This is a genomic window from Pseudomonas hamedanensis (genome assembly GCF_014268595.2).
Classification (GTDB): domain Bacteria; phylum Pseudomonadota; class Gammaproteobacteria; order Pseudomonadales; family Pseudomonadaceae; genus Aquipseudomonas; species Aquipseudomonas hamedanensis.
The window spans coordinates 4,563,105-4,586,847 of the sequence record NZ_CP077091.1; the positions used below are offsets into that span (position 1 = coordinate 4,563,105).

At 58.5% G+C, this 23,743-nt stretch carries 18 protein-coding genes; 11 read left to right on the forward strand and 7 right to left on the reverse strand.

Translation table 11 applies throughout. The annotated features are described in order from the left end of the window. Positions 1-2: 2 nt before the first annotated feature. On the reverse strand, positions 3-998 hold the full coding sequence (locus tag HU739_RS19890; protein ID WP_186549317.1) for an ArsR/SmtB family transcription factor: 996 nt from the start codon (positions 996-998) through the stop codon (positions 3-5). A 258-nt stretch (positions 999-1,256) separates the two neighbouring features. On the opposite strand from HU739_RS19890, the gene tkt reads away from it, so the two are divergent. The 6 genes from tkt to fba all read left to right on the forward strand — a co-directional run bounded on the left by tkt (position 1,257) and on the right by fba (position 7,596). Next, positions 1,257-3,254, forward strand: coding sequence for a transketolase (gene tkt / locus HU739_RS19895; RefSeq protein WP_186549315.1), 1,998 nt, complete (start codon positions 1,257-1,259; stop codon positions 3,252-3,254). A 150-nt stretch (positions 3,255-3,404) separates the two neighbouring features. Further along, a complete protein-coding gene (gene epd / locus HU739_RS19900) occupies positions 3,405-4,457 on the forward strand; it encodes an erythrose-4-phosphate dehydrogenase (protein WP_186549313.1) in 1,053 nt (350 codons plus the stop codon). A gap of 12 nt (positions 4,458-4,469) precedes the next feature. Beyond that, a complete protein-coding gene (locus tag HU739_RS19905) occupies positions 4,470-5,633 on the forward strand; it encodes a phosphoglycerate kinase (RefSeq protein WP_186549311.1) in 1,164 nt (387 codons plus the stop codon). Positions 5,634-5,667: 34 nt separating this feature from the next. After that, a complete protein-coding gene (locus HU739_RS19910; protein WP_186549309.1) occupies positions 5,668-5,889 on the forward strand; it encodes a hypothetical protein in 222 nt (73 codons plus the stop codon). 57 nt (positions 5,890-5,946) lie between these two features. Further along, positions 5,947-6,279: an MliC family protein gene (locus HU739_RS19915; protein WP_071173874.1), complete on the forward strand. Its 333-nt coding sequence runs from the start codon at positions 5,947-5,949 to the stop codon at positions 6,277-6,279. Positions 6,280-6,531: 252 nt separating this feature from the next. Further along, positions 6,532-7,596: a class II fructose-bisphosphate aldolase gene (gene fba / locus HU739_RS19920; RefSeq protein WP_008081027.1), complete on the forward strand. Its 1,065-nt coding sequence runs from the start codon at positions 6,532-6,534 to the stop codon at positions 7,594-7,596. A 365-nt stretch (positions 7,597-7,961) separates the two neighbouring features. Here fba and HU739_RS19925 read toward each other — a convergent pair whose 3' ends face one another. The 3 genes from HU739_RS19925 to HU739_RS19935 form a co-directional block, all read right to left on the reverse strand. Continuing rightward, positions 7,962-8,651: a transposase gene (locus tag HU739_RS19925; protein WP_186549307.1), complete on the reverse strand. Its 690-nt coding sequence runs from the start codon at positions 8,649-8,651 to the stop codon at positions 7,962-7,964. Positions 8,652-9,091: 440 nt separating this feature from the next. Next, entirely contained in the window at positions 9,092-9,400 is a 309-nt protein-coding gene (locus HU739_RS19930; protein WP_186549305.1) for a hypothetical protein, read from the reverse strand. A gap of 802 nt (positions 9,401-10,202) precedes the next feature. Next, entirely contained in the window at positions 10,203-14,810 is a 4,608-nt protein-coding gene (locus tag HU739_RS19935; protein ID WP_217844292.1) for a dermonecrotic toxin domain-containing protein, read from the reverse strand. Positions 14,811-15,397: 587 nt separating this feature from the next. On the opposite strand from HU739_RS19935, the gene HU739_RS19940 reads away from it, so the two are divergent. Beyond that, positions 15,398-15,799, forward strand: a complete 402-nt coding sequence (locus HU739_RS19940) for a hypothetical protein (protein ID WP_186549301.1) — start codon at positions 15,398-15,400, stop codon at positions 15,797-15,799. A gap of 98 nt (positions 15,800-15,897) precedes the next feature. On the opposite strand, the gene HU739_RS19945 is transcribed toward HU739_RS19940, so the two are convergent. Then, positions 15,898-16,566 (reverse strand): polysaccharide lyase family 7 protein, encoded by a 669-nt coding sequence (locus tag HU739_RS19945; protein ID WP_186549299.1) that lies wholly within the window; start codon positions 16,564-16,566, stop codon positions 15,898-15,900. A 314-nt stretch (positions 16,567-16,880) separates the two neighbouring features. Between HU739_RS19945 and HU739_RS19950 the strand changes: the two genes are divergently transcribed. Genes HU739_RS19950 through HU739_RS19960 form a run of 3 tightly spaced genes read left to right on the forward strand, consistent with a single transcriptional unit; the run spans position 16,881 to position 19,859 of the window. Continuing rightward, a complete protein-coding gene (locus HU739_RS19950) occupies positions 16,881-19,004 on the forward strand; it encodes a putative bifunctional diguanylate cyclase/phosphodiesterase (RefSeq protein ID WP_186549297.1) in 2,124 nt (707 codons plus the stop codon). Between the two features lie 45 nt (positions 19,005-19,049). After that, positions 19,050-19,544, forward strand: a complete 495-nt coding sequence (locus HU739_RS19955) for a M48 metallopeptidase family protein (RefSeq protein WP_186549295.1) — start codon at positions 19,050-19,052, stop codon at positions 19,542-19,544. 18 nt (positions 19,545-19,562) lie between these two features. Continuing rightward, a complete protein-coding gene (locus HU739_RS19960) occupies positions 19,563-19,859 on the forward strand; it encodes a winged helix-turn-helix domain-containing protein (RefSeq protein ID WP_186549293.1) in 297 nt (98 codons plus the stop codon). Positions 19,860-19,974: 115 nt separating this feature from the next. Here the strand turns inward: HU739_RS19960 and HU739_RS19965 are convergent, their stop codons facing one another. After that, positions 19,975-20,427 (reverse strand): GNAT family N-acetyltransferase, encoded by a 453-nt coding sequence (locus HU739_RS19965; RefSeq protein ID WP_186549291.1) that lies wholly within the window; start codon positions 20,425-20,427, stop codon positions 19,975-19,977. Positions 20,428-20,682: 255 nt separating this feature from the next. On the opposite strand from HU739_RS19965, the gene HU739_RS19970 reads away from it, so the two are divergent. Then, positions 20,683-21,420 carry a substrate-binding periplasmic protein gene (locus HU739_RS19970; protein WP_186549289.1) on the forward strand — a complete coding sequence of 246 codons (738 nt, stop codon included), beginning with the start codon at positions 20,683-20,685 and terminating at the stop codon, positions 21,418-21,420. Between the two features lie 101 nt (positions 21,421-21,521). Here the strand turns inward: HU739_RS19970 and yccS are convergent, their stop codons facing one another. Then, positions 21,522-23,714 carry a YccS family putative transporter gene (yccS, locus tag HU739_RS19975; protein WP_186549287.1) on the reverse strand — a complete coding sequence of 731 codons (2,193 nt, stop codon included), beginning with the start codon at positions 23,712-23,714 and terminating at the stop codon, positions 21,522-21,524. Between the last annotated feature and the right edge of the window lie 29 nt (positions 23,715-23,743).

Sequence of the window (23,743 nt, forward strand, 5' to 3'; positions counted from 1 at the left end):
ATTTACCGATGGTGAGTGTCGCCAGCCGGTCGCTGAAAGTGGCGAACCTGAATCTGGAAACCATTACGTAAGCCTACATAGAGGCTTTCCCCGGGAACGAGTCCCGCAGCGGTGGCCCAACGGGCCAGATCGTCCTGTTCAAACCCCAACCAAAGATCACCGCAGGCCTCCCTGGCCCAACTCTGGTTGTGGCTACATAACTCTGTCACGAGCAGGCTACCGCCCGGTTGCAGCAGGTCGGCCATGTGCCTGAGCGCATCGGCCGGGGCGGCGAAATGGTGCAACACCATGTTCAACACCACGCAATCGGCCTGAAGGCTTGAGCCATTCAATGCATCGGCCAGTTGCAGGCTGACGTTAGCCAGCTGTTCACGTTCGCAGACCTGACGCGCCAGTTCGAGCATCGCCGGGCTGTTGTCCAGTGCCGTCACAGCGTGGAAGCGGCGCGCCAGTTCGGGCAGAAAAGCGCCGTCACCGGGGCCGACTTCGATGGCCGTGGCAGCGCCATTGAAATTCAGCTTGTCGAGCAGGGCCAGCACGCTATCGCGGTACTGCGGCAGGCCGGCGATCAAATCCTGCTGGGCACGGAATTTCTCCGCAACCCGGGCGAAAAAGTCCTGACTGGCGGCAGCACGTTGCCCATGGACCTGCTCGATCCGTGATTGCACGTCATCCGGCAAAGCCAGATTGTCGACTTCTTCTAACAATGCAGCATGCAATTTGCCGCCGAGCAATTCGGTGTGCGGAAGGGCGCGGCGGTAAAAAATCGCGTTGCCTTCACGGCGTGTCGCTACCAGATCGGCTTGCGCCAGCACTTTAAGGTGATGACTCATGCCCGACTGGCCAATGCCGAAAATCTGCGCCAGCTCCAATACACCAAACGAATCGTTGGCCAGCGCGCGCAAGACATTCAGCCGCAGCGGATCGCCGCCGGCCTTGCACAGGGCCGCCAGCTCGTCGCAATCGTCGTGGCGAATGGAAGGCACGCGTAAATTCATAGGGCCGCAGTCTAGTGACGGCGAGAAAGCATCGCAAGGTCAATATCAAAAAGTTTTGATATTGCTCGATAAATGGCACTTCTCACGAAACGGTTAACTCTACAAACCCGTAGCGGAAAGGTTTCACCTGTCGAAACCGTCGCCAACCATGGGAAAAACGCCTGCCGATGACTATCTGTCATTGCCCCGAGGCGCTTGGGTGAGGGAAAATGCCCTCCTTTTTTCCGTTTCAATCTATTCACACCCAGGAGATCAGCGATGCCTAGCCGTCGTGAGCGTGCCAACGCCATTCGTGCCCTCAGCATGGATGCCGTGCAAAAAGCCAACAGCGGCCATCCCGGTGCCCCCATGGGTATGGCAGATATCGCCGAAGTGCTTTGGCGCGACTACCTCAAGCACAACCCGAGCAACCCATCGTTCGCCGACCGTGACCGCTTCGTGCTGTCCAACGGTCACGGTTCGATGTTGATCTACTCGCTGCTGCACCTGACCGGTTACGACCTGTCGATCGACGACCTCAAGCAGTTCCGTCAGCTGCACAGCCGCACCCCGGGCCACCCGGAATTCGGTTACACCCCGGGCGTCGAAACCACCACCGGCCCGCTGGGTCAGGGGCTGGCCAACGCCGTCGGTTTCGCGCTGGCGGAAAAAGTCATGGGCGCGCAGTTCAACCGTCCTGGTCATAACATCGTTGATCACCACACCTACGTATTCCTCGGTGATGGCTGCATGATGGAAGGCATTTCCCACGAAGTGGCCTCCCTGGCCGGCACGCTGGGCCTGGGCAAGCTGATCGCCTTCTACGATGACAACGGCATTTCCATCGACGGCGAAGTCGAAGGCTGGTTCACCGATGACACGCCGAAGCGTTTCGAAGCCTACAACTGGCAGGTCATCCGCAACGTCGACGGCCACGATCCTGAAGAGATCAAGACCGCCATCGAAACCGCGCGCAAGAGCGCGCAGCCGACGCTGATCTGCTGCAAGACCACCATCGGTTTCGGCTCGCCGAACAAGCAGGGCAAGGAAGATTGCCACGGCGCCCCGTTGGGTGACGCGGAAATCGCCCTGACCCGCCAGGCGCTGAACTGGAACTACGGCCCGTTCGAAATCCCGGCCGAGATCTATGCCGAGTGGGACGCCAAGGAAAAAGGTCGCGCCGCTGAAGCCGAGTGGGATCAGCGTTTCGCTGCCTACTCAGCAGCGTTCCCGACCGAAGCCAATGAGCTGATCCGTCGCCTGAGCGGCGAACTGCCGGCCGACTTCTCGGAAAAAGCCTCGGCCTACATCGCCGAAGTCGCGGCCAAGGGCGAAACCATCGCCAGCCGCAAAGCCAGCCAGAACACCCTCAATGCGTTCGGCCCGCTGTTGCCGGAAATGCTCGGCGGTTCGGCTGACCTGGCCGGCTCCAACCTGACCCTGTGGAAAGGCTGTAAAGGCGTCAACGCTGAAGACGCGAGCGGCAACTACATGTATTACGGCGTGCGCGAGTTCGGCATGACCGCCATCATGAACGGCGTTGCCCTGCACGGCGGTCTGGTGCCTTACGGCGCGACCTTCCTGATGTTCATGGAATACGCGCGCAACGCGGTGCGCATGTCGGCACTGATGAAGAAGCGCGTGATCCACGTCTACACCCACGACTCCATCGGTCTGGGCGAAGACGGCCCGACGCACCAGCCGATCGAGCAACTGACCAGCCTGCGCAGCACACCGAACCTCGACACCTGGCGTCCTGCTGATGCCGTGGAATCGGCGGTGGCCTGGAAAAACGCCCTGGAGCGCAAGGACGGCCCGTCGGCGCTGATCTTCTCGCGGCAGAACCTGCAGCACCAGGAACGTGATGCCGGCCAGATTGCCAACATCAGCCGTGGTGGTTACGTACTCAAGGACTGCGCAGGCGAGCCTGAGCTGATCCTGATCGCCACCGGTTCGGAAGTCGGTCTGGCCGTTCAGGCCTTCGACAAACTGACCGAACAGGGCCGCAAGGTGCGCGTGGTGTCGATGCCATGCACCAGCGCGTTCGATGCTCAGGATGCGGAGTACAAACAGGCGGTGCTGCCGTTGCAAGTCAGCGCACGTATCGCCATCGAAGCGGCCCACGCCGACTTCTGGTTCAAGTACGTGGGCCTGGAAGGTCGCGTGATCGGCATGACCACCTACGGTGAGTCGGCGCCGGCTTCGGCACTGTTCGAAGAGTTCGGCTTCACCCTGGAAAACATCCTCGGTCAGGCTGAAGAACTGCTGGAAGACTAAGTCTGACAGTTGAGTTGTCTGGGCTGGCGCCATCGCGAGCAGGCTCACTCCTACAGGGGTTTATGTCCCATGTAGGAGTGAGCCTGCTCGCGATAGCGTCGGTTCAGGCAATAAAGAGCTTTCTGATTCACCACGGTAATCGAGAACCCCATGCCTCAACCGCGTCCCTACAAAGTTGCACTCAACGGCTACGGCCGCATTGGTCGTTGCGTCTTGCGGGCATTGTTCGAGCGAGGCGAAAAGGCCGGGTTTGAAATTGTCGCGATCAATGATCTGGCCGACATGGCCAGCATCGAATACCTGACACGCTTCGACTCCACTCACGGTCGCTTCCCTGGCGAGGTGCGTGTAGAGGGCGATTGTCTGCATATCAATGGCGATTGCGTGAAGGTTCTGCGCAGTGCCACCCCCGAAGGCATCGATTGGGCGTCGCTGGGCGTCGATCTGGTGCTTGAATGCTCCGGTGCCTATAACACCCGCGAAGACGGTCAGCGCTTTCTCGATGCAGGCGCGCCGCGGGTGCTGTTCTCGCAGCCGATGGCCAGCGAAGCGGATGTCGACGCCACCATCGTCTACGGCGTCAATCAGGACTGCCTGACCGGCGACGAGCTGCTGGTGTCCAACGCGTCCTGCACCACCAACTGTGGCGTGCCGCTGTTGCGCTTGCTGGACAAGGCGATCGGCCTGGATTACGTATCGATCACTACCATCCATTCGGCAATGAATGACCAACCGGTGATCGACGCCTATCATCACGAAGACCTGCGCCGCACCCGTTCGGCGTTTCAGTCGGTGATCCCGGTGTCCACCGGTCTGGCGCGCGGAATCGAGCGCCTGCTGCCGGAACTTGCCGGGCGAATTCAGGCCAAAGCCGTGCGCGTGCCGACCGTCAACGTGTCCTGCCTCGACATCACGATGCAGACCGCCACAGCGACGGACGCCAACGAGGTCAACCGGATCCTGCGCGAAGCCGCTAGCAACGGCCCGCTCAAAGGCCTGCTGGCCTACACCGAGTTGCCGCACGCCAGCTGTGATTTTAATCATGACCCACATTCGGCCATCGTCGATGCCAGTCAGACCCGCGTTTCCGGCCCACGGCTGGTGAACATCCTGGCCTGGTTCGACAACGAATGGGGTTTTGCCAACCGAATGCTGGACGTTGCAGACCACTATCTGCAAACAGCAACTTCAAAAAAACCGTAGGAAGTGCGACCCATGACCGTGTTGAAGATGTCCGACCTCGATCTGCAAGGTAAGCGCGTATTGATCCGCGAAGACCTCAACGTCCCCGTCAAGGACGGAGTTGTCACCAGCGACGCGCGAATCCTGGCTTCGCTGCCGACCATCAAGCTGGCGTTGGAAAAAGGTGCGGCCGTGATGGTTTGCTCGCACCTTGGCCGTCCGACCGAAGGCGAGTTCTCGGCCGAGAACAGCCTCAAGCCTGTCGCCGACTACCTGAGCAAGGCCCTGGGCCGCGAAGTGCCGCTGGTGGCCGACTACCTGGGCGGCGTCGACGTCAAGGCCGGCGAGATCGTGCTGTTCGAAAACGTGCGCTTCAACAAAGGCGAGAAAAAGAACGCCGACGAACTGGCCCAGCAATACGCGGCCCTGTGCGACGTGTTCGTGATGGACGCCTTCGGCACTGCTCACCGCGCCGAAGGTTCGACGCATGGTGTCGCCAAGTTCGCCAAAGTTGCTGCCGCTGGCCCGCTGCTGGCCGCTGAACTGGAAGCCTTGGGCAAAGCCCTTGGCGCACCGGCCAAGCCAATGGCGGCCATCGTTGCCGGTTCCAAGGTGTCGACCAAGCTCGACGTGCTGAACAGCCTGAGCCAGATCTGCGACCAACTGATCGTCGGCGGCGGCATCGCCAACACCTTCCTCGCTGCCGCCGGTCATCCGGTCGGCAAATCGCTGTACGAACCGGACCTGCTCGACACTGCACGTGAAATCGCGGCCAAAGTCAGCGTGCCTTTGCCGGTTGACGTGGTGGTCGCCAAGGAATTTGCCGAAAGCGCCGAAGCCACCGTCAAGCTGATCGCCGACGTTGCGGCGGACGACATGATTCTGGACATCGGTCCGCAAACCGCGGCCAATTTCGCCGAACTGCTGAAATCGTCGAAGACTATTCTGTGGAACGGCCCGGTCGGCGTATTTGAATTCGACCAGTTCGGCAACGGCACCAAAGTGCTGGCCCAGGCCATCGCCGAAAGCTCGGCGTTTTCCATTGCCGGCGGTGGCGATACGCTGGCGGCCATCGATAAATATGGCGTGTCCGAGCAAATCTCCTACATTTCCACCGGTGGTGGCGCGTTCCTCGAATTCGTCGAGGGCAAGGTGCTGCCAGCGGTTGAAGTGCTGGAAAGCCGGGCCAAGGCCTGAGGCCGCCCGTTTGGCCAGGCAAAGGAGTGTTCACATGGTCAAGTCGTTAGCACTGTTGTTGCTGACCGGTACGCTGGCGGCCTGCGGGAGTAACCCGAAGGCCGAAGCCACACCTGCACCGAGTGAGGCGCAGAAAGGCTGTTACCAGGCCGACTGGCAGGCCGAAACCAACCCGGTGCTGAACAAGCGCTCGGGGCCGGACGGCCTGGACAAATACGAGACGCAAACCCCGGTCAAGGAACATGGTTGTCCTTGACGGGTCTGACTCTTTAACTCAGGGCTGGCGGCGTGCGCTGTCAGTCGAGGAACACGGATGAAAGGCTTGATCGCCGTTGCGGCGTTGGCATTGTTGGGCGGTTGCGCGCAATTGAACCTGTTTCAGTCGTCGGCCCCGGCGGACAACTGGACGACCTGGACCTGCGACAGCCAGGCCAAGGTGTTGTGGCGTTACGCCGATGCCGGCCAGAAAGAAGTCGACGTTCGCCTCGGCGGCGGCGATCAGGTCTATCGCTTGAAAGAAGAGCCGGGCGCCTCGGGCACGCTGTACAGCGACGGCATGCTGGCGTTTCACGTCAAGGGTGACGAAGGCCTGGTGTACTGGGTCGCCACCAATGACCTGATTGGCCGCGGTTGCAAAGCCGAATAATTGCGACACCGCAGGCCTAATGTAGGAGTGAGCCTGCTCGCGATAGCGGTATGACAGTCGCTGCAATATTGACTGCAAGATAGCTATCGCGAGCAGGCTCACTCCTACAGGGGATCTGTGCAGTTCTGAAGAATTTGCTTCATCGAATCACCAGACCGGGCCTCAACCCCCGATCTGCATTAACTTGAATAGCCGCCGCCGCTCCGGCAGGCTGGCACGATCAACGACCCTCAACCGGGAGAGACACACACAATGGCACTTATCAGCATGCGCCAGATGCTGGACCACGCAGCCGAGTTCGGCTATGGCGTTCCAGCCTTCAACGTCAACAACCTTGAGCAGATGCGCGCCATCATGGAAGCCGCTGACAAGACTGACTCCCCGGTGATCGTCCAGGCTTCGGCCGGCGCCCGCAAATACGCCGGCGCGCCTTTCCTGCGTCACCTGATCTTGGCGGCGATCGAAGAATTCCCGCACATCCCTGTGTGCATGCACCAGGACCACGGTACCAGCCCTGACGTCTGCCAGCGCTCGATCCAGCTGGGCTTCAGTTCGGTGATGATGGACGGCTCGCTCGGCGAAGACGGCAAGACCCCGACCGATTACGACTACAACGTCCGCGTCACCCAACAAACCGTCGCCATGGCCCACGCCTGCGGCGTATCGGTAGAAGGCGAGCTGGGCTGCCTGGGTTCGCTGGAAACCGGCATGGCCGGTGAAGAAGACGGCATCGGCGCCGAAGGCGTTCTGGATCACAGCCAGATGCTGACCGACCCGGAAGAAGCCGCTGACTTCGTCAAGCGCACCCAGGTCGACGCCCTGGCCATCGCCATCGGCACCAGCCACGGCGCCTACAAGTTCACCAAGCCACCGACCGGCGACGTGCTGGCGATCGACCGCATCAAGGAAATCCACAAGCGCATTCCGAACACCCACCTGGTAATGCACGGTTCGTCCTCGGTGCCACAAGAGTGGCTGGCGATCATCAACCAGTACGGCGGCGACATCAAAGAAACCTACGGCGTACCGGTTGAAGAAATCGTCGAAGGCATCAAGCACGGCGTGCGCAAGGTCAACATCGACACCGACCTGCGCCTGGCCTCCACCGGTGCGATGCGTCGCCTGATGGCCACCAACCCGAGCGAATTCGACCCACGTAAATTCTTCGGCGCGACCGTGACTGCAATGCGTGATGTGTGTATCGCTCGTTATGAAGCGTTTGGTACTGCCGGCAATGCTTCGAAGATCAAACCGATCTCGCTGGAAGCGATGTATCAGCGTTATTTGAAGGGTGAGTTGAACGCGAAGGTTAACTGAGCCTGAGTGTTGAGCTGATTTAAAAGAAACCCGCCGAGAGGCGGGTTTTTTGTGGATGACTCGTTCGCTAAAATAGAGGGCATGAGTTTATGGGGTTTAAATTATGCAACATTATACGAATATACGGCTGACCATCTTGTATTGTCAGCGACACCATTTACCAAGGCTGTTGCAACAACTTTTTGTAACCCTTTTTCCGGGAAGCTAATTGTAAAGCCAAAATTTCCGTCTCCGTAAGACTCTCCTGATCCCAGTTGAGTCGCGCCGTTTGGAGATAGCGTGACGTAAATCCTGCTGTTAGGAAAAAGGGGACAGATTTATTAACTCATCCCTATTGCCCCTTCGATTTTGTGTAAGCGTCCGCACTATTTCGCAGGTCGCCCTCTAGAGCGCCGTGAAATCCGCATTCCCGTGATGTTTTCAATTTGGTCTGTGAAGCGTGGACTTCCCGTCAATTGCCCTCGTTGCAACGCCCCTCTTATCAACTGCAGTTCGGAGGGTGGCGCAGCTTGATCCATGAACGCTATGTAACGATCCACGCGGGTTGAATGGTCCAAGCCAAGTCCTTTGAAGCCAGGGCCTTCATCCAGCCAAGTGTTCTCTGCAGTCTCTTTGAGCCTCAAGGAATAGCTCGACCAAGGGTAATCCTGTGCCCGAGCAATCATTTGAGCTCGCACCGGGTTGAGTTCGATATATCGGCTACAGGCCAGCAAATAGGTGTCTGTTTCGACGACACTGGATTTGTACCGACTTTCCCACAGAGTGCCCGAACGTCCTTCGAGCTTGTTGCGATAACGCGTCATGCGGCCCGCCAAGCCTTTCATTAGCTGCCCGAGTGTAGATGCGTCTTCTCTTGGAGCGAGTAGTAAATGGACATGATTGGTCATTAGGCAGAAGGCATAGACCTTCACCTCGAAATGGTGTTTAAGTTCTTTTAAATCGCTGAGATAGCGCCGGAAGTCCTCTGGCTCGGCAAATACGACTTGCTTGTTGTGGCCTCGCTGTACGATATGATGCGGATAATTAGGTAATACAATTCGTGCCATTCTTGGCATGTAGCCTCCTACGTCCTTGTAGCGATAAGGCAAGTGTAGCAGCGGAGAAGGGCAGGTGATTTCAATAGTTCTGCCCCCTTTTTTCACCTTTTTCAGTGACAAAATACCTGTGGCGAGGGAGCTTGCTCCTGCTGGGGCGCGAAGCGGCCCTAAAAAAGCGGGGCCTACTACGTGTTCGAGCGGGAGTACGCTCCCTCGTCACAGGGGAAGGCGGGGATCTAAATAGATCTGTCCCCTTTTTGGTCCTTTTTGGTCCCCTTTAAGTCCTATTTCTGCTCCATGAAATGTCACCTATAACGGAAAATATCTGGATTGGCTTGGCCGGAGTCCGATATGGGTGACATTGTCATGGTCCGCGCAGCTTGTAGCGGTTAATGATAGGTTGGCGGCTAAATAAATCCGTCCACTTCATTGCTCTTTTATTGCTGTTTCAACTTAAATTAATGCCCACATACGAATTTAGTGATCTTGTTTGCGTTGTCGTACCATACCCACAGAGCATCTGATTTGTAATCCTTGGTCGTGATGCCGCTTGGCGCGACGCCGCGAACTTGTGCTGCGCCTGTCTGATTCATGTAGCTATCTAATGCTGCTTGAAACGCTGGAGAACTCGTAGGGGGAAGGCTGTTTCCGACTGCGTAAGAAACCTCTTCTGCATTGCACGCTGCAAATGCTTGAGTTGTCAGGCTTAGAAGCGAAACAGCAGCCCCTGTGATTAGCATGTTTTTGGTGATGTTGGTTCTGTACATTTTGGAACTCCTTGTCCGACGTATAAAAAATTGGTTTGTTGTTTGTTGTTTGCTGTTCCAGATTAATTGGGTATGTGGGTTTTGACACCTGACAGAAATTACAGTTTTTTATATTTTTTTGTTATAGGCAATAGTTCAATTTCGCTGGCGTTGGCAAGCAGGGATTCGGTGTTGTAGGCGAGGGGGCGAAGTACATGCGGTCGGGTTCGTTGACCGTGGCCATAAATTTGGAAAAAAGAAAAAAAGGGGGCAGATTTATTAAATCATCCCCTGTGCCCCTTCGATTGTGTGTAAGCGTCCGCACTATTTCGCAGGTCGCCCTCTAGAGCGCCGTGAAATCCGCATTCCCGTGATGTTTTCAATTACGTCTGTGAAGCGCGGACTGCCCGTCAATTGCCCTCGTTGCAACGCCCCTCTTATCAACTGCAGTTCGGAAGGCTGCGCGGCTTGATCCATCGGATTTAAATAAATCTGTCCCCTTAGTTTAATAAATCTGTCCCCTTAGTTTCGTAGTTTCTGTCCGCTTTGTTTCTTTGTTTCTAAAAAGGGACAGATTTATTAAACCCCTGGGAATCACCCGAATCGATTCTGGCAATTGCGCACATCACCCTACTGGCGGAGCTGGCGGTGAAACGGGGGCTGGATCACGTCGAGGTGGCGCACTCCGCGGTGCACAGCTGAGCTTGCAGGCGCGGGCCTGCTCGCGATGGCGATAGTCCGGCCGACAATGCCGCCGGGCGATATTGCGCAATCGCAAGCAGGCTTGCTTCAAGGGAGCTTCAGGTCCTCCAGCACTGCCTGTTCAGGCAGAGGACCCCGAACGCCCCGGTTGGGGCTGCGTGTTTGTCAGTCCCAACCGGTTTACCCGTTCAGCAACCGTTCGGATCGTCATCCTGAATTCGCCGTTGGTTTGGACGTATTTCATCCACGATTCAGCATGAATGTCGTTATCGAGTGCAAACTTGACGACCGCGTAGCGGTTTCGGTTTTCCGGTTTGAGAGCAAGCTGGTGCCAGTCTCGAAAGTGCTGGTCGGTAATCCTGGTGTACTTTCCCGCGGAGCCTTTATGCAGTTTTATTGCCCTGATAGTGCCAGGGATGGTCAGCTCGCCATTTTTTGCGACGAAGGTGCGCCACCTCAAAGGGTGCAGGCGGTGAGTCCTGGCAAACGTCTCTGCGGCCTCTTTGGTGGGTTGATTCATGCAAAGCCATATTTGAAAAAGGTTGTCTGTCAGCTTCTCGTAGTGTGCCGGCCTGAGCATCGCGTAGCCGAGCGTATTGATTTCTCCTGTGCGTTGTCTGACGAATTTGTTCCAGGACCGTACCGGGATGTTTCGTTCATTGAAAAAAGGTACGGGATCGAGAGTAGGTAAAGGGTTGGCCGATTGGGCATTGGCGGTGATCCGTTCTTCCCATTCTTTAAGCGCCCTTAATATCCGGCTGTCAGCCTTGGGGCCACCACCGGGTAACCGGTTCAGAGTATCGAGTGCCCAGAGTTGATTGGGCATCTTGCGTAATCTGAAAGAGGTAAACGCTCCGCTCGGCGTGAGCACCGGAGCGACCAGCCCTTTGGGGTCGTAGAGGTTGAATGAGTTCTGGATCCGGAATACGTGCTCTTCACCCTCTGCGCCGGTGCTGCGCACCAGCAAGTTATTGGCCGGGGAGCGATAGATGCCCGTGCCCTCGGCCAAGGAGGACCCGGTCGGAATACCGCCCTTTACCAGCAGGCGCGCGTGTTCCTGCAAAAACGCTCTTTGGTATCCGCTCAGATCGGCGATCGGTGTTTGCTTCACCGGCCTGAACAGCATCTGCAACGGTTTGATGCCAATGCCGGTAGACCGCGCAACGCTGCCGACTTTTGTCGTCGCCGTCGCGACCTCGAACAGCACGCGCCCAGTCATCCCGCGACGGAGAATGAGGCCCGCAACGTTTTGCCCCAGGTGGCGCACGGTCTGGACGCTGATACGACCGGCGCCACCGGCCCAGCGCAACGCCGTAGAGCCCAGATGGCCTGCCCAGGGGAGCGCGCCCAGCACAGTCGTCACGACATCGACCCCGAACATGACCTTGTTGAACCTGGACTGCGCGTCCAGTTCTTCGTTGGTCACGCTTTCGGTGTCAGTCTTGTCACGCAGGTGCAAATAGTTCTGTCGATACAGTCCCGCTAGCATATCGCCGGTGTAGGCGGCCAGTCGGTGGTTTAGCAGACGAGTGTTCGCCGGTAATCGTGCCTTCAGGTAAGCCTGCCAGGCCGGGCTGCGCATCAGCGCGGACAGATGTGCTTCGCTGGCGATCTCTCGCAGGTCCATGCCGTCCGGTGCGTCCGGCGTGTACAGCACGCGCATGTCACTGTTGGTGGCAGAGAGAATCAGCACGCCGTTCACGGTTTGGCCACCGCGTCCCTCAGGAGCGTTGTTGGCCGGGTTGAACATCAGGGCGTTGGCAATGATTGCCTGTCCGTCGACGGTCTGGCGCGTTGCCGGATCGGGGCCGGCCAGGACTGCCGCCATCCATGCCGCGGCTTTTTTCTGCGTATTGTCGCTGTGCAATGCACTACGATAGGCATCAGGGCTCAATCGGGCCGACAGCGCCGAGTATTCCAGCGCACACGCCTGATTGTTCATCCAGACCTGTTTCAGGGCTATGGCATCGGTCGTAGTGGCCTGGGGAGCCAGGTGGCTGTCCAGCACGCTTTGCGTGTATCGCTGACCAATGTTCAGCTCTTTGACCCAGCGCTCCAGGCATTGTTGATCGAGGCTGACGGCTTTGCCCTGGCGATCAAATACCCCGCGACCTTGCGTTGTAACCAGCCTGGCCGCCAGCGAGTCGTGCTCTGTCCATGCAAGGCTCTTTTCCCAGGGCTTGTTGTTTTTCAGCAGCAGGTTGGTCAGCGTCATGCGAGTGGTTGCGAGGCTTTCATGCAGCGTACCAAACCCGGCCTGTACGCCAGAGCCGACCCGGGTTCTAGTGGTCTGAATGACGATGGTCTGGTCCGGGTCGACGCCCTCGGACGGGTAGTCTGCCCTGGCCTGGCCGTCCGGCCCTTTTTCTTCGAGGTATGTGCGTATCTTCAGCAGCACCTGTTCCTTGGCGTACTCCGCCAGGGAGGGGATGAGAGCTTTCCATTGCTGACTCAGTTGTTGCTGTTTTTCTTCTGCGGTCTGCGCCAGCTCTTGCAGCGCCTTGCGGTCATTGGGGCTGAGGCGTTTTTCCCATTCCGGTCGCCAGTGCTCCAGCAACTGCCGATTACGTGCCATGAATGCGTCGGCCATATCCAGCAATTCGATCAGTTCTGTGCGGGCATTGCTTGCACTGTCCGGCTCATCTTCGGTCAGCCCCAGAATCGTATGGATATCTGTCTGCTGCTTGTCCAACATTGCCTGGATACTGTCGGCGACAAAGTCGTCCGCTATCGGTGCGAAGGCGTGGCGCAGGTCGCTGCCCCACAAACCGGTTTTCGTGTGTTGTACCGCTAGCGGCAAACCGACGGCGAGCAACCTGCCGGTGTCGTCGCCGGCATTGAAGCGTGCCACCAACGTGTTACGTAGCGCTTGCAGGGTCGGCATCTCTTCAAAGCCCAGATGCGGTGTATAGAGCACCACCAGGCCGGCGTCGCTGCTCCCGCCGACGCCTCGGCTATCGAGATTTTTGTGTCTGTGGGGCCAATGAGGAAGCACCGGGCTGGAACCGTCCCGGGCCGTCAGGACGAAACTGCCCGCCAGGCGTGCGCCTTCGGCGGTGCCACTGTTGACCGTCAATTGATAGACGCCAGGCCGCGCGCCGTCGCTGAAGTTGACCTCACGCCGGGCCAAAGTCGGATAGCGCAGCGCGCTGTCGATCAACTGTTTCGCCTGTGGGCTCAGAGTCTGGTCGGCTGTGCGCAGGCACGCCTGAACATCCAGGGCCTGGCGATGAAGCTCGATCAACCGCACCTGTGGGCAGTTCAGCTCAGGGGCGATCGGGGTCTGCCAGTAAGCGCTGACCTGTTCGCACAAGCGCGCCTGCAGAGCATCAGCCAGTTGCGCCAGTGAGCCGCTCAGCAGGATCTGCTCGGCTTCGTTGCAAGCCGTGGGGCTGCTGAATACGCCTTCGGTGACCGGAGCGGCGTCCTCCGGTTGCACAGCGTCATCCTCATCACTGGGCACAGCGGTGTTTTCCCACAGCAACAAGGTGCGCAGCGCTTCGAGCAATGGGCGAGAAGACTCCAGTCGGCGAAGACCATCGTCATCGGTCTGGTAGTGGTTTACATATAAACCGGCGAATCCGCTATCGGTCGGCAGCTGTGGGAAGGTCTCCTTGAGCAGAGATGTGAGGGCCGTCTGCAGTGAAGGATGCCGCTGCTCGTCGAGTACATCGCCGATCTGCTGATTGAGATCGTTCCAGCGTTGAATCAAGCGTGTCTGTTGCTCGGTGTCCGGCAGAGCCTGCGCGGTGATGTTCATCGGCGGGGGCGTTTCAGGCAATCGCGCGATCAAGTCCGGACAGCCCTTGAGCGGCAGCGCCAGGGCGGAATGCAAGCGCGTGGCCAAGGCCTCGAAGGTTGTCCGGGGCGAGTCGAAGGCGTGATCCAGTTCGGCTTCCTGCTGTTGGCGGCAAGCCTTCAGGCAAGCACTGAACACCGCGCCGGTGATCGGGCTGTAACGCAAGTTCTGCCCCTGGCTCAACACCTCGCTGGCGCGAGCCCTTTCGCTGAGCGCAATGTTCTTGAGCAGCAGCGTTTTCTCAAGGCCTGCCACGAGGCGACGGTGCATGAAATTTTCCATGGCGGTGAAGTGCTGGAATATCTCGATGCCGAATTGCGGGGTGTAAAGCACGGTGGGTCGCGCGCCATGCAATTGCTCGGTAATGATGAAACAGCCGCTCAACGGGGCCGACCATTCCGGCAAATCCGTCGCATACAACGTAATGCCCACGACTTGCTCGGGCCTGGCGGTGTTCGTGGTCTCGTGGAGTACAAGATTTTCGATCAGTTGCCGGCCTTCGGTCACCACCGCCAGGTAGGTCCTGGCAGTGTCCAACGCGGTCTGGCGTTGTAGGTCGGCAGGCTTTTGCTGCAACGCCTGCTCGGCTTGCAGTAGCTGTTGTCGGGCATCGTGCAGTTTGAGGTCCGCCTCGAGACGAAACGCCATGCGCTGTTTTTGACTGACAGCCTCATGCACCGTCAGCGCACCCGTGGTGACATGGGGCGACGACCAGAATGCCTCAAGCGCAAGCCAATAGAGCATCGGGCTGTCCTGCTGCAAATCACTGATCAGTGTATTCACTGCCGTGACTTCCAGGGCGCCGATTTCGCCATCGCGACCTGTGCCGACAGCGCGAGGGTAAAACCCCACTGCGCGGTCGACGCGCGCGGTTTCCGGCTCTTTTTCCAGTTCGGTCGCTGATTGTCCCGTCGCAATGGCGTCCTGCAACACCTGTGTCAGGTTGCGCGTGCGGGTGAGGCGCGCTGGCTGTGCGGTGTTGTCCTGCGCGTCCGGCGGCGTGTCATAAATGTACTCATTGAGAAACACCGCGTCGGGATCAGGCGGGCTGTCGGGTACAAGGTTTGCCAGGCCCTGCCGTAAATGCGTGGCCATTACCGCCGCGAAGTCCGGCTGCGCGTCGAGCAGATGCTCGATGGCGGCGATGCACGCCGGCAATCGGCGCAGGGCGCCTTCAGGTTTGAGTGAGGATGAAGTCATGACCCGGGGTTCCTTAAGGTAGGTTCAACATGCAGTGCCGCCCGTGCTGGCGGTGCTGCACGCGAATCGAACAATCGATTCGACCTACCCTAATGGCTCGCGCCAACGGACCCGATATACATGGTTACTACATGGCGAGTGTGCCTGTTGCCGCTTGTGTCGGCCTGCGCGCCGGTTGCACAGGCAAACGCCTAATGTGACTGTCAAAAGCTGGATGTATATTTCTAAATGATCTAAAAGCCTGTCAGATATGACAGTAGTGACTATTTTATTAAAGGCTTACCGTAAGTGCTCACTTCTATTTAAGGATGCACGAAATGTCAACGGATAAGCTAACCAAAGCGAACGCTAAGGGTAACATTTACTTGTCGTTAACGACTTTCCAAGAGGAGGAATTTATATACTCAATTGGGGGTAAAGATTTTTTAGAATGGGGCGAAGATTATTTCCGCTTTGGAACGTCCTTCAGTTTGGGAGGGCACAATTTTTATATTGGTTCCCGAATTAAGTTGAATGCTGAGATCAACGTTGCTCACAAGCTGGGCGAGCTGGGGACAGTAGCATCTGCTCACCTGAAACTGGATGAGTTTGATAGTGATAAACAAGCCGAGGGTATTATTTATCTGTACAGAAACGGTGCTTATCCGAAGGGAGTAATCTGTTGGTCCGAAAATAACGCATTTTCTGTATTAGCGGTTTTTGATTTTTTTCGAATTTGAGATTCCATGGCTTATGCGACGTTAGAGCAAGTGGCAGACTCCCTGAGCCTGCCATTTTCATTTTTATCAGCGACCCAAGGCGTTCAGGTAGTAAATATTTATTTGTCATGATCGATATCAAGTTTCGAAAACGTGACCTGCCCACCTTCACTCGTATATCCAGTGTTGTCTTGCACATAAACCCCAGCCTTGAAATACAACGGCTTGTCACGCCAGGTCGCGCTGATCTGGGAATCCCACTGATAACCCGCCGCACTGACGCCCAGCGCACCGCCGGGGCTTAGGTGGATGAGGTAGTTGAATTCGCGATCAAGCTTGATGCCGGTGGCGAGGGTGATGACGCGGCTTTCGGCATCGTCCGGGCGCATGCGCACTTTGATCACCAGATTGCCAGTCTGGGTTTTTTCCTTGTACTGATATTCGAGTTTGACCATCGGCCGCTGGCTCTCGTACGCGTGGATCTGGCCGATGACGATCTTGCCCGAGCTCGGGACCTGGTTGACGGTGAGGGTGGCGCGCAGCAGGTTGTCGGCGTCCGGGTAATACCAGTTGCGCAGGGTGCCGTTGCTGTAAGTCTCGCGCAATTCGGTGCGCGGATAGACGGCGTTGGCGGTTTTTGACCCGGTAACCGGTGACCAGAAGAACAAGGTGCCAGTGTCGGAATGGAAGTATTGATCCTTGAAGCCGTTCACCAGTTTTTCGGTTTCGACGGTGTACGGCGGGCTGCCAACGGGAACGCTGAGGTTCCAGGTTGCGAGGTCGATCATATCGGTTCTTCCACTCGATTCATCCGGAACGCGGGTGCCAGAAGCTCTAGCCCGCGCCTTTTGGGCCGGCCTTTATAAGCGTAGCGGCAATATTTGTTAATGCCCGTCCGGCGGATGATTGACGTCAACATCCTGTCGAAATGCCATCTTCGCCGGTTTTAGGGGCCTTCAGGCGCGACCGTTAGTCGGCTGGAGGAAACTTTGGCGAAATGATGGCGGGACGACAGCTTCTGCTTTAGCGGATCCACGACTAGAGTGAAGGCTCAGTATGTTTATGGTTTTTGCCGGCTACCGGTCCCGATAAGAGAAGCAGCATGGAATGCGCGCAACCCCAGCCAGGTGAAGGCAGATCGGTCCTATTGATCGTCGACGATTACCCCGAAAACCTGATCAGCATGCGAGCCTTGTTGCAGCGGCAGGACTGGCACGTCATCACCGCCGCCTCCGGTTTCGAGGCGCTCAATCTTTTGCTCGAACACGACGTCGACCTGGTGCTGCTGGATGTGCAAATGCCGGGCATGGACGGTTTTGAAGTCGCACGGCTGATGCGCGGCAGCCAACGCACGCGTCTGACCCCGATTATTTTCTTGACGGCCAATGAGCAATCCCAGGACGCGGTGATCAAGGGCTACGCCAACGGCGCCGTGGATTACTTGTTCAAACCCTTCGACCCGCAGATTCTCAAGCCGAAAGTGCAGGCGCTGCTGGAGCATCAGCGCAATCGCCGTGCCTTGCAGCGCTTGAGCCATGATCTGGAGGTTGCCCGTGCGTTCAACGCCTCGGTGCTGGATAACGCGGCCGAAGGGATTCTGGTGTTGGCTGAGGACGGGCTGATCCGCTTTGCCAATCCTGCGATTTCGCGGTTGCTCAATGCGCCGGTGAGGGAACTCGAAGGGCGGGAGTTTCTTGATTATCTGCAGAAACCGCACATCCCGGTGTGGGCCGATTGCGACTTTTATGCCAGCTACAAGCGTGGCGAGACGCTGAGGCTGCACGATGCCTTGCTGCGCACCGCGCCCGGTCAGCAGGTGCCGGTGGCCTTGTCCTGCGCTGCGTTGCCAGCGGAGCAGCACGCCATGGTGGTGACGGTGCTGGACATGTCGGTGGTGCGTCACCTGCACCAGCAACTCGAATTCCAGGCCGTCACCGATCCGCTGACCGGTTTGCTCAATCGCCGTGGTTTTTATCAAACCGTGGAGAACCTGCTGCTGCGCGGTGAGCGCAGTGACAGCAGTTGGGTGCTCTTGTATCTGGATCTGGACGGATTCAAACGGGTCAATGACTCGCTCGGTCACGATGCCGGCGATCGCGTCCTGCGCTGGGTGTCCGAACAGTTGAAAGCCTGTCTGCGGCCATTCGACATTCTGGCGCGCATGGGCGGCGATGAATTCACCGCGCTGCTGGACCTGGAATTTCCCGAGCAGGCGGCGAAAATCGCCGAGAAACTCATCGAACGGGTTTCGGTCTGCCAGCAGATCGAAGGCCTGGACATCGCGCTCGGTGCCAGCATTGGCATCGCCACGTATCCGGACTGCGGCTCGAACCTCGATGGCTTGCTGCGCGCCTCTGACATTGCCATGTACGAAGCCAAGCGGGCCGGGCGTCAGCAGTATCGTTTCTACGATCCTGAAATGAACGGCCGGGCGCGCTCGCGGCTGATGCTTGAAGAAAGCGTGCGGGCCGCCATCGACAATCGTGACTTCAATCTGGTCTATCAGCCGCAGGTGGCTATCGGCAGCGGTGTGATTCGTGGCTTTGAAGCCTTGTTGCGCTGGCAGCATCCGAGCGTTGGCGATGTGCCGCCGGGGTTGTTCCTGCCGTTGCTGGAAGAGGCGCGGTTGATCAGTCGCCTCGGTAGCTGGATTTACCATCGTGGCGCCGGCCAGCGCAAAGCCTGGGAATCGCTGTTTGATGAAGATCTGGTGCTTGGCGTAAGTTTGAGCAACACCCAGTTCAGCCTGCCGAATCTGGTCACCGAGCTGCGCCAGGTCATGGAGCGGCACGCCTTGCAACCCCGGCAGCTCGAGGTGGAGATCACCGAAGAGGCGCTGATGCAAAACCCGGACGAGACCCGCAAGCAACTGCGTCTGTTGCGCAATCTTGGTGTGCGCGTGGCCCTCGATGACTTCGGCTCCGGCCCGTGTTCGCTGGCGCATCTGCGCGATCTGGAACTGGATACGCTCAAGCTCGACCGTCGCCTGATCGCGCGCTTGCCTGATTCGTCCAGAGACGCTTCGCTGGTCAGTACGGTAATCGCGCTGTGCAGACAGTACGGCTTGCTGGTGATCGCCGAAGGGGTCGAAACCCTTGAGCAATACCACTGGCTGCAAGCCCATGGCTGCGAATACGTGCAGGGTTTCCTGGTCGCGCGTCCGTTGATGGCCGAAGACGCCGCTCGCTTCGTCGAACCGTTCGACTGGAGCGCAGTGTCCGGCTGAATTCGCTACACTGGCGCACCTTTTTTCGAACCGTGTTGCCCGTCCATGACTGTGTTGAAGTACCTCCAGGCCTATCCCGAGCGTTTGCAGGATCAGGTGCGCCAACTGATCGCCGAGGGGCGCCTGGGTGACTATCTGGATCAACGCTATTCAGGGCGGCATGACGTGCAGAGCGACAAGGCGTTGTACAGCTACGCACTGGATCTCAAACAGCAGTACATGCGCAACGCCCCAGCCATCGACAAGGTCCTGTTCGACAACCGCCTCGACCTGACCCACCGTGCGCTGGGTCTGCACACCACGGTCTCGCGGGTGCAGGGTGGCAAGCTCAAGGCCAACAAGGAAATCCGCATCGCTTCGCTGTTCAAGGATGCCGCGCCGGATTTTCTGAAAATGATCGTCGTGCACGAACTGGCGCACTTTAAAGAGTCGGATCACAACAAGGCGTTTTATAAGCTGTGCGAACACATGCTGCCGGGGTATCACCAGATCGAGTTCGATCTGCGCGTGTACCTGACGTGGCGCGATATGCAGGCTTGACCAATCAGGAAGGTGTGGATGGACGTCAGCAAGACCAAAAGCAGTTTCTACCGTCGTTTGTACGTGGCCTGGCTGATCGACAGCGGCCTGGCGCCGAGTGTGCCCGCGTTGATCGAAGTCACTGGCATGCCCCGGCGCACGGCGCAGGACACCATCGCTGCGCTGGCTGATCTGGATATTGTTTGTGAATTCGAGCAGGAAGAAGGCGCGCGCAACCATGCCGGGCGCTATCGGATTCGTGAGTGGGGGGCGATTGATCGAGGGTGGATAGAGCAGAATCTGCGGCAGATAAAGACTGTCCTCGAATATCCCTGAGTCCCGCAGAGATCGGGCTGACGTCTTCGCGAGCAAGCCCGCTCCCACAGTAGACCGACTTCTCCAGAAAAATCCGGTCAAAATGTGGGCGCGGGCTTGCTCGCGAAAAGGGCCCTCAAGAACGACGCATGCCTATATGCGGGATGCCATCTTCCAGATACTCCTCACCCGCCACGCCAAACCCGTACTTGCCGTAATACCCCTGCAAATGCGCCTGTGCCGACAGATAGATCGGCACCTGCGGCCAGTGCTTCTCGGCCTGTTTCAGCGCCTGCTCCATCATCGCGTGCCCCAGCCCTTTGCCGCGACCGGCGGGCGCGGTGATCACGCGCCCGATGACTACGTCACCGCCTTGGGACTCCGGATCCAGAAGACGCAGGTAAGCCATCAACTGATCATCCTCCCATCCCATCAGGTGGTGGGTGTCGCCCTCAAGATCCTGACCGTCGAGATCCGGGTAGGTGCATTTCTGTTCCACCACAAACACGTCCGAGCGTAGCTTCAAAACCGCGTAAAGCTGCTCTTTGCCCAGATCGCTGTGATGTTTGCAGATCCACTCGATAGTCATTTTCCGATTCCTTGAACGTGTCGGCCGATACTAAGCGCACTCGCCGAAGATGTCTGTATGGCGTAAGCGTCGGAAACAAAGGTCAAAATGCCATCATTCCTTTCGCGCAGTCATGCCGACTTTGTGTAATCTGCTGGTGAGCACTGCGCACCGGCTTGCATGAGCTAATGTTCAACGCTTGGGTTTTGCCGGTAAGGGGCCTTGGATTTTGACGTGAAGACACGTCGGGCAGACGCCCGCTGAGGATGTTCAAGCATGCTGCGATTGCTGCAAGTCGTTGCTTTGATCGGATTGTTGCTGCTGGCCGAGAGCGCTGCGGCGCAGAAGCTGCGGCTGGTGTTCGATAATTGGCCGCCCTTTACCGACGACGCGCTGGTCAACGGTGGGCTGGCCACCGACATTGTCAGCACTGCGCTGGCCCGCGCCGGCTATGCCAGCGGTTATGAACAAGTGCCTTGGGCGCGGGCATTGCTGGGGATTGGCGAAGGGCGCTACGACGTGCTGGTCAACGCCTGGTACAACGACGAGCGCACCCTGATCGGCCAGTTCTCTGGCGAATACCTGACCAACCGCATTCGCTTCCTCAAGCGCAAGGACACTCCGGTCGAATACAGCAATCTGCAACAGCTGCACACTTATCCGATTGCCGTCGTGCGGGGTTATGCGTACTCGGCGCCGTTCGATGCCGACACCGCGCTGCAGAAAGTCCCTGTGCATAACTTCGCCATGGGCGTGCGCATGCTCGCGGCGGATCGGGTCAAGCTGACGCTGGAAGACGAGTACGTAGCGAAATACTACCTGGCGCGGGAATCGGCCAAGGTGCGTAACTCGGTGGAGTTTCTACCCAAGCCGTTGAGTGAGAACAGCCTGCATATCCTGGTCAGCCTGAAGAACCCGCAGCATGAGCAGATTGTGGCCGGGTTTGATCGGGCGATTGCCGAGATGAAGACCGACGGGACTTACGAGAAGTTGTTGCGACGACATGGGATGTGAGGGCTGATCCGGCCTTTGGCTGATGGCGTCTTCGCGAGCAGGCTCGCTCCCACAGGGGATGCATTTCAAATTGTGGGAGCGAGCCTGCTCGCGAAGGCCTTTCAGCCAGCGCTAACCTCACTGGTGTCCTTGATCAGATGCGCCGCCAACGTGCGCAACGGCCCCAACTGCCGACAAATCAGAGCCAATTGCGTTTGCACCAGACGCTGGCCCTCATCGATTTCATCGGGCATCTGCTCCAGCTCATTGGCCAGTGCTTCCTCTTCATCGCTTTGAATCGCGACCGGCTGTTTGCTCGCCAGGCCTTGGGCGATCTCGTCGATGCTGGCGGCCAGTTTCGCCCCGGCGCCTTCGATCAAGTGTTCGCGCACATCGGCCGGCAGTTGCGTCTCGCGGTGCGCGCCCAGCCCCGACAGATAACTGAGCAGCGTGTGCGACAGCACCAGAAAGCGGAAGCCGACATCGGCTTCCTTACGGAAATGCCCTGGCTCCATCAGCATATTCGCCAGTGTCGTCGACAGTGCCGCATCGGCGTTGTGCGCATTGCGGCGGGCCAGTCGATACGCGAGGTTGTCGCTTTTGCCAGCGGCGTATTGCTGCATGATCTGGCGCAGATAAATGCTGTTGCAGGTCAGGGTGTTGGCCAGCACTTTATTCAGGCGCCGACCTTGCCAGTCAGGCAGGAACAGGAACACCGCCAGCCCCGCAATCAGGCTGCCCAGCAAGGTATCGAACAGCCGTGGCAGGAACAGCCCGTAACCGTCGCCCACCTGATTGAAGCAGAACAGCACCATGATGGTGATCGCCGCCGTCGCGAGGGTGTAGCGGGTGGTGCGGTTGGTAAAGAACACTACCCCGGCGGCGATGGCGAAACATGACTGCACCAATGGGTTGGGGAACAGATCGAACAATGCCCACGCCACGGTCAGGCCGATCGCCGTGCCGATAATCCGCTGGCCGAGTTTGCGCCGCGTCGCGCCGTAGTTCGGCTGGCAAACGAACAGCGTGGTAAGGATGATCCAGTAGCCTTGCGAAGGGTGGATCAGATGCACCATGCCGTAGCCGATGCTCAGCGCCAGTGGCAGGCGCAGGGCATGGCGGAACAGCAACGAGGTCGGCGTCAGTTGCGTACGCAGGCGAATCCATACGTCTTTGAGATTGCGCGGCGAGCGGTCGAGCAGGCTGCTGTCGGTGGCGTCGGCGAGGGCGTCGGGGTTGCTCGCGTCGCTGAGCAGACGGTCGAGGGTGCCGAGGTTGGTCGCCAGTGCGCGCAGCGAGCGCAGCAGGCCGCGCCACGCCGGATTGCTCTGGATGCGCAGGTGTTCAAGCGAGGCGTCGAGGTCGCTCAGGGCTTCGGCAAAACTGGCGTCGTAGGTGAACGGCTGGCGCATCTGAATCGATTCGGCCAGCGCGCGACAGGCCTTGCCCTGCTGGCGCAGCAGACGCTGGCAGCGGAACAGCACGTCGCTGTGAAAGAACGCCTCGGCCAACGCGTTGTAGGGATAGTGCGACGAGCTGGCGCGTTCGTGAATGTCCTGTGCGAGGAAGTACAGCTTGAGGTAGCGGCTGACTTTCGAGCCGGGGCGGCCGTTGCCGACCCGGTGCAGAATGATTTCCTTGGCCGTATTGAGCGCGGCGACCACGCGCCCATTCTGTTGCGCCAATTCGAGGCGTCGAGCCTCGACGTCCATATGCCGGATCGGCTCGAACAGCGAGGATTTCAGCTTCAGGTAAAAACCCAGCTCACGGAATAACCGCGCCAGGCTCTGCTGCACCGGCTGATTGGAAAACAGCGCCTGCCACAGCACCGAGAGCAGGCCGTACCACGCCGCGCCGGCCACCAGCAGCATCGGTTCATGCCAGAAGTCGGTGACTGCGCCGCCACGCTGGTCGACGCCGATCATCGTGTACACCGAGAGAATCAGCGTCGCCGAGGCAATCGCCCCATAACGTTCGCCCAGTGCACCGAGCATGGTCAGGCCGAAACTGGCCAGTGCCAGGGCCGCGGCAAAAATGATCGGGTAGGGGAAGAGCAGCTCCACCGACAGCGCGGCGATGCTGAAACACACCAGCGTCACTGCCAGCGCATTGAGGCGACCCTGCCAACTGTCGTCGGTCTCGGCCAGGGCGCTGGCGATGATTCCCAGGAATAACGGGATCAGCAGGCCCATTTCATCCTGATACCAACACAGCGCCATGCTGCCGGTCAGGGCGATGAATACCCGCACGCTGTAGCTGAATTTATCCAGCGCCCACAGGCGCCGCAAAGACTGACGAAACGAGGTCGAGGACATGAAGTGCGAAGGCCTTCCGAGGCGATGCC

Excerpts from the sequence above, each read along its gene's own strand:
- HU739_RS19890 (WP_186549317.1), bottom strand. The coding sequence starts at position 998 with ATGAATTTACGCGTGCCTTCCATTCGCCACGACGATTGCGACGAGCTG.
- tkt (WP_186549315.1), top strand. The coding sequence starts at position 1,257 with ATGCCTAGCCGTCGTGAGCGTGCCAACGCCATTCGTGCCCTCAGCATG.
- epd (WP_186549313.1), top strand. The coding sequence starts at position 3,405 with ATGCCTCAACCGCGTCCCTACAAAGTTGCACTCAACGGCTACGGCCGC.
- HU739_RS19905 (WP_186549311.1), top strand. The coding sequence starts at position 4,470 with ATGACCGTGTTGAAGATGTCCGACCTCGATCTGCAAGGTAAGCGCGTA.
- HU739_RS19910 (WP_186549309.1), top strand. The coding sequence starts at position 5,668 with ATGGTCAAGTCGTTAGCACTGTTGTTGCTGACCGGTACGCTGGCGGCC.
- HU739_RS19915 (WP_071173874.1), top strand. The coding sequence starts at position 5,947 with ATGAAAGGCTTGATCGCCGTTGCGGCGTTGGCATTGTTGGGCGGTTGC.
- fba (WP_008081027.1), top strand. The coding sequence starts at position 6,532 with ATGGCACTTATCAGCATGCGCCAGATGCTGGACCACGCAGCCGAGTTC.
- HU739_RS19925 (WP_186549307.1), bottom strand. The coding sequence starts at position 8,651 with ATGCCAAGAATGGCACGAATTGTATTACCTAATTATCCGCATCATATC.
- HU739_RS19930 (WP_186549305.1), bottom strand. The coding sequence starts at position 9,400 with ATGTACAGAACCAACATCACCAAAAACATGCTAATCACAGGGGCTGCT.
- HU739_RS19940 (WP_186549301.1), top strand. The coding sequence starts at position 15,398 with ATGTCAACGGATAAGCTAACCAAAGCGAACGCTAAGGGTAACATTTAC.
- HU739_RS19945 (WP_186549299.1), bottom strand. The coding sequence starts at position 16,566 with ATGATCGACCTCGCAACCTGGAACCTCAGCGTTCCCGTTGGCAGCCCG.
- HU739_RS19950 (WP_186549297.1), top strand. The coding sequence starts at position 16,881 with ATGGAATGCGCGCAACCCCAGCCAGGTGAAGGCAGATCGGTCCTATTG.
- HU739_RS19955 (WP_186549295.1), top strand. The coding sequence starts at position 19,050 with ATGACTGTGTTGAAGTACCTCCAGGCCTATCCCGAGCGTTTGCAGGAT.
- HU739_RS19960 (WP_186549293.1), top strand. The coding sequence starts at position 19,563 with ATGGACGTCAGCAAGACCAAAAGCAGTTTCTACCGTCGTTTGTACGTG.
- HU739_RS19965 (WP_186549291.1), bottom strand. The coding sequence starts at position 20,427 with ATGACTATCGAGTGGATCTGCAAACATCACAGCGATCTGGGCAAAGAG.
- HU739_RS19970 (WP_186549289.1), top strand. The coding sequence starts at position 20,683 with ATGCTGCGATTGCTGCAAGTCGTTGCTTTGATCGGATTGTTGCTGCTG.
- yccS (WP_186549287.1), bottom strand. The coding sequence starts at position 23,714 with ATGTCCTCGACCTCGTTTCGTCAGTCTTTGCGGCGCCTGTGGGCGCTG.